The organism is Teichococcus deserti (genome assembly GCF_001982615.1).
In the GTDB taxonomy this organism is placed as follows: Bacteria; Pseudomonadota; Alphaproteobacteria; order Acetobacterales; family Acetobacteraceae; genus Pseudoroseomonas; species Pseudoroseomonas deserti.
Window position 1 is genome coordinate 1 of record NZ_MLCO01000124.1, and the last position, 8211, is coordinate 8211.

Sequence of the window (8211 nt, forward strand, 5' to 3'; positions counted from 1 at the left end):
GTGGAGAAGCTGCCGAGATCGACCTCCACCAGGTCGGCCGGTCGCCCGCGCAGCGGCGCCGGATCAGCCGTCGCCGGACGGGCCAGCGCGCCGCGCAGCTCCGGCTCGTAATAGCCCGTCATCAGCCCCTCGCCGGCGGCCCGCGGCGTGAAGCGGCTCTCGAAGAAGCGCCGAGCCGCGGCGTCGTCGCCGGCCGGCAGGGCGCGCGCCTCGGCGCAGAGCGGTTCGGGCATCGCCGGCGGGCGGCAGCCGGCCAGGAAGGCGGGCAGCGCCTCGGACAGCCGGTCCTCGCCCCAGCCGGGCAGCTCGGCCACCCGCTGCGGCGCCTGGGCGCAGCCGGCCAGCAGGGCCAGGACACTGGCAAAAAGAAAGCCAGGGACGTTGCCGCCCCTGGCCCGGACATCCTTCAGAAAAGCCACGCGCGGGATCAGGCCGACTGCGTCGCGACCAGCTTCCAGGTCGGGTCCGTGCTGCGCAGGTCGCGCTGGAAGGTCCAGAGGTCGACGATCTCGGTCACCGCCTCGGTGCCCGCCACCACGCTGCCATCGGAGGCGGTCGTCAGGTTCAGCTGGTCGGAGACGATGCGCACGGTGACGTCGGCGACGGTGCCACGCAGGTCGGCCGCCTCGATCCCCATCTCATGCACCGAGCGGATCTCGGTCCGCTGGCTCTCGCCCGCCGATTCGCGGGCCGAGATGGCGGATTCGAACCCGGCATAGGTGTCGTCCGACAGCAGGTTGCGCAACGTCGCCCGGTCGCCGGCGGCGAAGGCCGTGACGATCATGCGGAAGGCGCCCTCCGCCCCGCCCAGGAAGCCGGCCGGGTCGAAGCCGGCATCGGCGCCGCGGATGCGGCCCAGCGCCTGGCCCACCGGGCTGCGCGCGTCGGGCAGCGACAGGCGCGGCCCGCCGGCGACCGGCACCGGCGGCTGCATCGCATCGGCCTGGCGCGGCCCGGGCACCGGCTGGCCGGGCGCCGGCCGCTCCTGCGGCGGGCGCTCGAAGCCCTGGCGGCGGCCCAGCACGCTGCGCAGGCGCAGCACCAGGAAGGCGGCCACCATGGCGAACAGGATCAGATCGACCGGGAAGCCGCCGGACATTGCATTCTCCTCATGTGTCACATCTAGGTGGCGGGGGGCCTCGCCGCAACGGCCCATTGCACGACGACGCGACGCAGCACCCCCTCTATTGCACGGCTTGCCCGCCGATGGGACGTTCAGCCACGGCCTAAGCCGCCGCCCCCACCGGAGTTTCGCGATGATCCTGCTGCGTCACGGCCAGAGCGAGTTCAACCTGCACTTCACCGCCACCCGCCGCGACCCCGGCATCAAGGACCCGAAGCTGACCGGCCTGGGCCACGACCAGGCCGAGCAGGCCGCCGAGGCCCTGACCGCCCCCGGCGCCGGCCCCGAGATCCGCCGCATCATCGCCAGCCCCTACACCCGCGCGCTGCAGACCGCGGCGCCGCTGGCGAAGAAGCTGGGCCTGCCAGTGCTGATCCAGCCGCTGGTGCGCGAGCGCTATGCCTTCGTCTGCGACGTCGGCTCGCCCTGCACCCAGCTGCGGCTGGACTGGCCCGACCTCGACCTGCAGCATCTGGAGGAGGTCTGGTGGCCCGCGGTCGAGGAGCCGGCCGACCAGGTCCAGGCCCGCGCCCGGCTGTTCAGCGCCGAGATGTCGGCCCTCGCCGACTGGCAGCACACCGTCGTCGTCTCCCACTGGGGCTTCATCCTGGCGATGACCGGCCAGTCGATCGGCAACGGCCAGTGGCTGGCCTGCGACCCCACCGTGGCGCCGCCCGAGCAGATCAACTGGAAGCACGGCTGAGCCCGGCCCATCGGCACTGTGACTCCCGGACGGGCCGTGCTACCCCGCCCGCGCCATCGACTTCGCCATCGAACCGCCTTTGGGGGCCCGCATGTCCGACACCTCTCTGCCGCCCGACGCCCAGGCTCCGAACGGGGCGGTGCCGCCCGGCCCGCTGCTGATGAACCTGCAGTACACGAAGGACCTGTCCTTCGAGGTGCCGGGCGCGCCGGAGATCTTCGCGACGCTGCGCGAGCAGCCGCGCATCGACCTGGCCCTCGACGTCCAGGCCCGTCCGCTGCAGCAGGGCGGCAATGTCTTCGAGGTCTCGCTGCAGATCCGCGCCGACGCCCAGGTTCCCGGCCAGAACGGCGCCAGCCAGACCGCCTTCATCGCCGAGCTGGTCTATTGCGGCATCTTCACCCTGAACGTCGAGCCGAACCTGGTCGAGCCGCTGCTGCTGGTCGAGTGCCCGCGCCTGCTCTTCCCCTTCGCCCGCAACATCCTGGCCGATGTCACCCGCGACGGCGGCTTCCCGCCCGTGCTGCTGACGCCGATCGACTTCGTGGCGCTGTGGCAGTCGCGCCGCGGCCAGTCCAGCGCCGACACCATGCCGCCGCCGGTCGCCAGCGCGTAATTCCGTCCTGACGGGCGGCGCGGGCCTGATGGCCCCGCCGCCCTTTTCATGTCTGTGGTAGGGCCATGTTCCGCAACGTGCTGACCATCGGCGGCTGGACCTTCGTCAGCCGCATCCTCGGCTTCCTGCGCGACATGGCGATCGCGGCGACGCTCGGCGCCGGGCCGGTGGCCGACGCCTTCTTCATCGCGCTGCGCCTGCCCAACCTGTTCCGCCGCCTCTTCGGCGAAGGCGCCTTCAACGCAGCCTTCGTCCCCGCCTTCACCGGCATGCTGACCCTCGAGGGCCCGAAGCGTGCCCGCGAGTTGGCCGAGCGCATGTCGACCCTGATGTCGCTCTGGCTCAGCCTGCTGGTGGTGCTCGGCATGGTCTTCATGCCCCAGGTGATGAGCGTCCTGACCCCGGGCCTGGCCGACGACCCCTACCGCTTCGAGCTGGTGGTGGAGCTGTCGCGCATCACCTTCCCCTACCTGCTGTTCATCTGCCTGACCGCGCTGGTCAGCGGCGTGCTGAACGCGGTCGACCGCTTCGCCATGGCCGCCGGCGCGCCGCTGCTGTTCAACCTCTTCGCCATCGCCTCCCTCTTCGCCCTGACCCCCTTCGTCGCGACGCCCGCCCATGCGCTGGCCTGGGGCACCATGGCCTCCGGCGTGGCGCAGCTGGCGCTGGTGGTGATCTCGGCGCACAAGGTCGGCTTCGGCTTCCGCCTGATCTCCTGGCCGCGGGTCACGCCGGAGACCCGCCAGGTGGTGCGCACCATGCTGCCCGGCCTGCTCGGCGCCAGCATCACGCAGCTGTCGCTGGCCATCGACATCTTCATCGCCTCGCTGCTGCCGGCCGGCGCGGTCAGCATGCTGAACTACGCCGACCGCGTGGCCCAGCTGCCGCTCGGCGTGGTGGGCGCCGCCGTCGGCACCGCCCTGCTGCCGGTGCTGTCACGCCAGCTGCGCGCCGGCCACCGCCTCTCCGCCCATCGCAGCATGAACCGCGCGGTCGAGCTCTCGCTCGGCCTGACCCTGCCGGCGGCGGCGGCCCTGGTCGTGCTGGCCACCCCCATCGTCCAGGTGCTGTTCCAGCGCGGCGCCATGGACGCCCTGGCCGCCATCGCCACCGCCGAGGCGCTGCAGGCCTATGCGCTCGGCCTGCCCGCCTTCGTGCTGATCAAGGCCTTCGCTCCCGGCTTCTTCGCCCGCGCCGATACCGCGACGCCGGTGAAGATCGGCATCCTGGTGGTGCTGGTGAACCTCTCGCTCAGCCTGACCCTGATCCAATTCCTGGCCCATGTCGGCATCGCGCTCGCCACCTCGCTCGCCGCCTGGGTCAATGCCGGGCTGCTGGCCTTCATCCTCTGGCGCCGCGGCCAGTTCTTCGCCGACCGCCGGCTGCGGCGGAACCTCTGGCGGCTGGGGCTGGCCAGCGCGGTGATGACCGCGGCCCTCCTGGGGATGGAGCAGGTCGTCCATCCGGAAGGCTCGCTGCTGCGGCTCCTGGCGCTGGGCGGCTTCGTCGCCGTCGGGCTGGCCGTCTATTTTGCGACCACCGGGCTGCTGGGGGCGCTGAAGCCGATGGAGCTGCTCCGGCGGCGGCGGAAGGCATGAGAAAAGGCCGGGGGAAGGAATTCCCCCGGACCCCCATCTTTCTTCTGTCGGTTCGGGGCGCCTTTTCCCCCGGCGCCACCGCGCTATGCTGCGCGCCATGACCCAGACCACCGATTTCGGCTTCCGCGAAGTCCCCCGCGACGCCAAGGCGTCCATGGTGCGGGAGGTGTTCGACAGCGTCGCGCCCAAATACGACGTGATGAACGACCTGATGTCGCTGGGCCTGCACCGCGCCTGGAAGCAGGCCTTCGTCGCCGCCATCGGCGCCGGCCCCGGCGACACGCTGCTGGACCTGGCCGCCGGCACCGGCGACGTCGCCTTCCTGGCCAGGAAGCGCGGCGCCGGCCGGGTCATCCTGGCCGATATCAACGCCGCCATGCTGGGCGTCGGCCAGGGCCGCGCGCTGGAGAAGGGGCTGGCCTCCGGCCTCGACTTCGTCTGCTGCGACGCCGAGCACATCCCGCTGCCCAGCCGCTCGGTCGAGAAGGTCTCGATGGCCTTCGGCCTGCGCAACTGCACCGACAAGGATGCGGTCCTGCGCGAAGGCTTCCGCGTCCTGCGCCCGGGCGGCCGGATGCATGTGCTGGAATTCTCCAAGCTCGAGGTCGCGGCGCTGCGGCCGCTCTATGACGCCTGGTCCTTCAAGGCGCTGCCGGCGATCGGCCAGCGCATCGCCCAGGACGGCGACAGCTACCAGTACCTGGCCGAGAGCATCCGCATGTTCCCCGACCAGCCGACGCTGGCCGGCATGTTCGAGGCGGCCGGCTTCGAGCGGGTAAGCTACCGCAACCTCTCGGGCGGCATCGTCGCCATCCACACCGGCTGGAAGCTCTGACGCCATGATGCTGCAAGGCCGGCATGTGCTGCTGGTGATCAGCGGCAGCGTCTCGGCCTTCAAGGCGCTGGAGCTGATGCGGCTGCTGCGCAAGGCCGGCGCCCGGGTGACCCCGGTGCTGACCGCCGGCGGCGCCCGCTTCGTCACGCCGCATGCCGTGCAGGCCATCGCCGGCGAGCCGGTGCACCAGGACCTCTGGTCGCTCGCCGGCGAGGCCGAGATCGGCCATATCCGCCTGGCCCGCATGGCCGAGCTCGTGGCGGTGGTCCCGGCCTCGGCCGATTTCCTGGCCAAGATGGCGCATGGCCTGGCCGACGACCTGGCCAGCACGGTGATGCTGGCGACCGACAAGCCGATCCTGGTGGCCCCTGCCATGAACTGGGCGATGTGGGGCCATTCCGCGACGCAAGCCAACATGGCGCTGCTGGACTCCCGCGGCCTGCGCCGCATCGGCCCCGGCACCGGTGCCATGGCCGAATCCGAATCCGGCCCCGGCCGCCTGGCCGAACCCGCAGAAATCTTCGACGCCATCGCCGCGATGCTGACGGCGCCCGCCGACACGCCGCTTGCCGGCCGCCACGCCCTGGTCACTAGCGGCCCGACGCAGGAGCCGATCGATCCGGTCCGCTACATCAGCAACCGCTCCAGCGGGCAGCAGGGCCATGCCATCGCGCTCGCGCTGGCCGGGCTGGGCGCGCGGGTGACGCTGGTCTCGGGTCCGGTGTCCTTGCCTGATCCGGCCGGCGTGAACCTGGTTCGCGTGGAAACCGCGGAACAGATGCTGGCTGCCTGCGAGGCCGCGCTGCCCGCCGACATCGCGGTCTGCGCCGCCGCGGTGGCCGACTGGCGCGTCGCCCATGCGGCCACCCAGAAAATGAAGAAGAAACCGGGCGAGGCGCCGCCGCCGCTGGAGCTGGCGCTGAACCCGGACATCCTGGCGACGCTCTCCCGCCATGCCCGCCGGCCGCGGCTGGTGGTGGGCTTCGCCGCCGAGACGGAACACGTCATCGACCACGCGCGGCAGAAGCTGGCGCGCAAGGGCTGCGACTGGATCCTGGCCAACGACGTCTCCGCCGATGTCTTCGGCGCCGCCGAGAACACGGTGCATCTCGTCGGCCGCGACGGCGTCGAGGACTGGCCGAAGCTGCCCAAGACCGAGGTCGGCCGCCGCCTGGCCGCCCGCATCGCCGACGAATTCCAGACCGCCACGGACCCTGCATGACCCTGACCATCGCCGTCCGCCGCCTGGCCCATGCCGAGGGCCTGCCGCTGCCGAGCTATGCCACTGCCGGCGCCGCGGGCTTCGACCTGCTGGCCGCCGTGCACGACCCGCTGACCATCCCGGCCGGCGGCCGCGCGCTGGTGCCGACCGGGCTGCAGATCGCGCTGCCCGAGGGGCATGAGCTGCAGATCCGCCCGCGCTCGGGGCTCGCGCTGAAGCACGGCATTATGCTGCCCAACAGCCCCGGCACCATCGACGAGGATTACCGCGGCGAGCTGCAGGTGATCGTGCTGAACGGCGGCGACGCGCCCTTCGTGGTCGAGCGCGGCATGCGCATCGCCCAGGGCGTGCTGGCCCCGGTCTTCCGCGCTGCCTGGGCCGAGGTCGAGACGCTGCCGGAAACCCTTCGCGGCACGGGCGGCTTCGGCAGTACGGGCACGCAGGGCTAACCCCCTCCGCCGGCATTGCGCGCCGGCGGCGGCCCCGCCCATATGACGGCCATGGACCTCGACTTCACCGACTCGGAGCTGCACCGCTACTCCCGCCACATCCTGCTGCAGGAAGTGGGCGCGGTGGGCCAGGCGAAGCTGCGCGCGGCCCGCGTGCTGGTGGTCGGCGCCGGGGGCCTGGGCGCGCCGCTGGCGCTGTACCTGGCGGCCGCCGGCATCGGCACCATCGGCCTGGTCGATGACGACCGGCTGGAGCTGTCCAACCTGCAGCGCCAGGTGGTGCATGCGACCGACCGCATCGGCCGCGCCAAGGTCGACAGCGCCGCCGAGACGCTGCGCGGGCTGAACCCCGAGGTCCGGCTGGAGCTGCACGAGCGCCGCCTCGACGCCGCCGCCGCCGCCGAGCTGATCCCGCACTACGACATCGTCTGCGACGGCACCGACAATTTCGAGACCCGCTTCCTGCTGGGCGATGCCTGCCACCTGCTGGGGCGCACCCTGGTCTCGGCCGCGGTGCTGCGCTTCGAGGGGCAGCTCGCCACCTTCAAATCGCACCGGGGCCATGAATTCCCCTGCCAGCGCTGCCTGCATCCGGAGCCGCCGCCGCCCGGCCTGGTGCCGAGCTGCTCCGAGGCCGGCGTGCTGGGCGTCGTCACCGGCGTCATGGGCACGCTGCAGGCCACCGAGGTGCTGAAAGAAATCCTCGGCATCGGCGAGGGCATGGCCGGGCGCCTGCTGCTCTGGGATTCGCTCGATGCCCGCTTCCGCACGGTGAAGCTGCGGCGCGACCCGGAATGCGCGCTCTGCGGCGATCGGCCCTCCATCCGCGACCTGTCCTGCCACGGCGTGCCCTCTGCCCCCGCCTGCGCGGTCGGCGGCGCCGCATGAGCCTGCCACTGGGGATCCTGCTGCGCTCGCCCGGGCACGAGGCCGGGCATTACGCGCTGATGCTGGCCACCGGCGCCGCCGCCACCGGCCGGCCCGTGGTGATCTTCGCCACCAATGGCGGCTGCGGGTTGCTGCTGAAGCGCACGCCGCTGCTGTCCGACCCGCGCGAGGAGCTACTGGCCCGGCGCGGCGTGGTCGGCATCGCGCCGCTGCTGGATGCGGCGGTCGATCTCGGCGTCCGCCGCATTGTCTGCGAGGCCGGGCTGCGCGCCGAATCGCTGGAGGAAGCGCCGCTGGCCGAGGGGGTGGAGGTGGCCGGCGTCGTCACCTTCCTGACCGCGGTCGGCCACGGCCAATTGCTGTCGCTGTGAGGCTTTTTGTCGCAGCGCGGCATCAGGCCGCGCGGCGTGGCTTGACCCGGGCGCCGCATTGCGGTCGTGATCCCCGGATGACTGCGCTGACTTCCGCCCTGCCCGCTGTTCCGCCTCGCCCTTCCCGCCGGGTCCTGCTGCCCTCGCTGCTGGCGCTGCTGCTGGCGGCGGGCCCGGCCTTCGCCCAGTCGAGCCTGGGCGGGACCGGCGGCACGCTGCAGCCGCCGGTCCCGCCCGGCGGCGCGCCCCCGGCCGCCAGCCCCCCGCAGGGCAACGTGCTGCGCGCGCCGCCGGGCGGGACCTGGCTCTTATACCCATCTGACGCTGCCGACGATCTTACGCGGGTCGAGCCCGGGGGGGGCCGGCAGGTTCCAAAAAAAAAAAAGCAGAGAGACCGAGCAAAACG

9 protein-coding genes and 1 pseudogene are annotated in these 8211 nt (G+C 72.3%); 8 read left to right on the forward strand and 2 right to left on the reverse strand.

Going from position 1 to position 8211, the window contains the following annotated elements; translation table 11 throughout:
- Together BKE38_RS13895 and BKE38_RS13900 are read right to left on the reverse strand one after the other, a co-directional pair.
- A pseudogene (locus BKE38_RS13895) lies at positions 1–419 on the reverse strand (murein transglycosylase A); the annotation flags it as partial.
- Between the two features lie 8 nt (positions 420–427).
- Positions 428–1099, reverse strand: a complete 672-nt coding sequence (locus BKE38_RS13900) for a Tim44/TimA family putative adaptor protein (protein ID WP_076957905.1) — start codon at positions 1097–1099, stop codon at positions 428–430.
- 157 nt (positions 1100–1256) lie between these two features.
- Here BKE38_RS13900 and BKE38_RS13905 point away from each other — a divergent pair, with 157 nt between their 5' ends.
- The 8 genes from BKE38_RS13905 to BKE38_RS13940 all read left to right on the forward strand — a co-directional run bounded on the left by BKE38_RS13905 (position 1257) and on the right by BKE38_RS13940 (position 7805).
- Positions 1257–1826: a histidine phosphatase family protein gene (locus tag BKE38_RS13905; protein WP_076957906.1), complete on the forward strand. Its 570-nt coding sequence runs from the start codon at positions 1257–1259 to the stop codon at positions 1824–1826.
- Positions 1827–1917: 91 nt separating this feature from the next.
- Positions 1918–2442: a protein-export chaperone SecB gene (secB, locus tag BKE38_RS13910; protein WP_076957907.1), complete on the forward strand. Its 525-nt coding sequence runs from the start codon at positions 1918–1920 to the stop codon at positions 2440–2442.
- Between the two features lie 65 nt (positions 2443–2507).
- A complete protein-coding gene (gene murJ, locus BKE38_RS13915; protein ID WP_076957908.1) occupies positions 2508–4040 on the forward strand; it encodes a murein biosynthesis integral membrane protein MurJ in 1533 nt (510 codons plus the stop codon).
- 97 nt (positions 4041–4137) lie between these two features.
- On the forward strand, positions 4138–4875 hold the full coding sequence (locus BKE38_RS13920) for a class I SAM-dependent methyltransferase (RefSeq protein WP_106409211.1): 738 nt from the start codon (positions 4138–4140) through the stop codon (positions 4873–4875).
- Positions 4876–4882: 7 nt separating this feature from the next.
- Positions 4883–6097: a bifunctional phosphopantothenoylcysteine decarboxylase/phosphopantothenate--cysteine ligase CoaBC gene (coaBC, locus tag BKE38_RS13925; protein ID WP_076957912.1), complete on the forward strand. Its 1215-nt coding sequence runs from the start codon at positions 4883–4885 to the stop codon at positions 6095–6097.
- Positions 6094–6546 carry a dUTP diphosphatase gene (gene dut, locus BKE38_RS13930; protein WP_076957910.1) on the forward strand — a complete coding sequence of 151 codons (453 nt, stop codon included), beginning with the start codon at positions 6094–6096 and terminating at the stop codon, positions 6544–6546. The genes coaBC and dut overlap by 4 nt, the downstream gene beginning before the upstream one ends.
- A gap of 51 nt (positions 6547–6597) precedes the next feature.
- Positions 6598–7434, forward strand: coding sequence for a HesA/MoeB/ThiF family protein (locus BKE38_RS13935; protein ID WP_076957913.1), 837 nt, complete (start codon positions 6598–6600; stop codon positions 7432–7434).
- Positions 7431–7805 (forward strand): DsrE family protein, encoded by a 375-nt coding sequence (locus BKE38_RS13940; protein ID WP_076957911.1) that lies wholly within the window; start codon positions 7431–7433, stop codon positions 7803–7805. The genes BKE38_RS13935 and BKE38_RS13940 overlap by 4 nt, the downstream gene beginning before the upstream one ends.
- Positions 7806–8211: the final 406 nt, after the last annotated feature.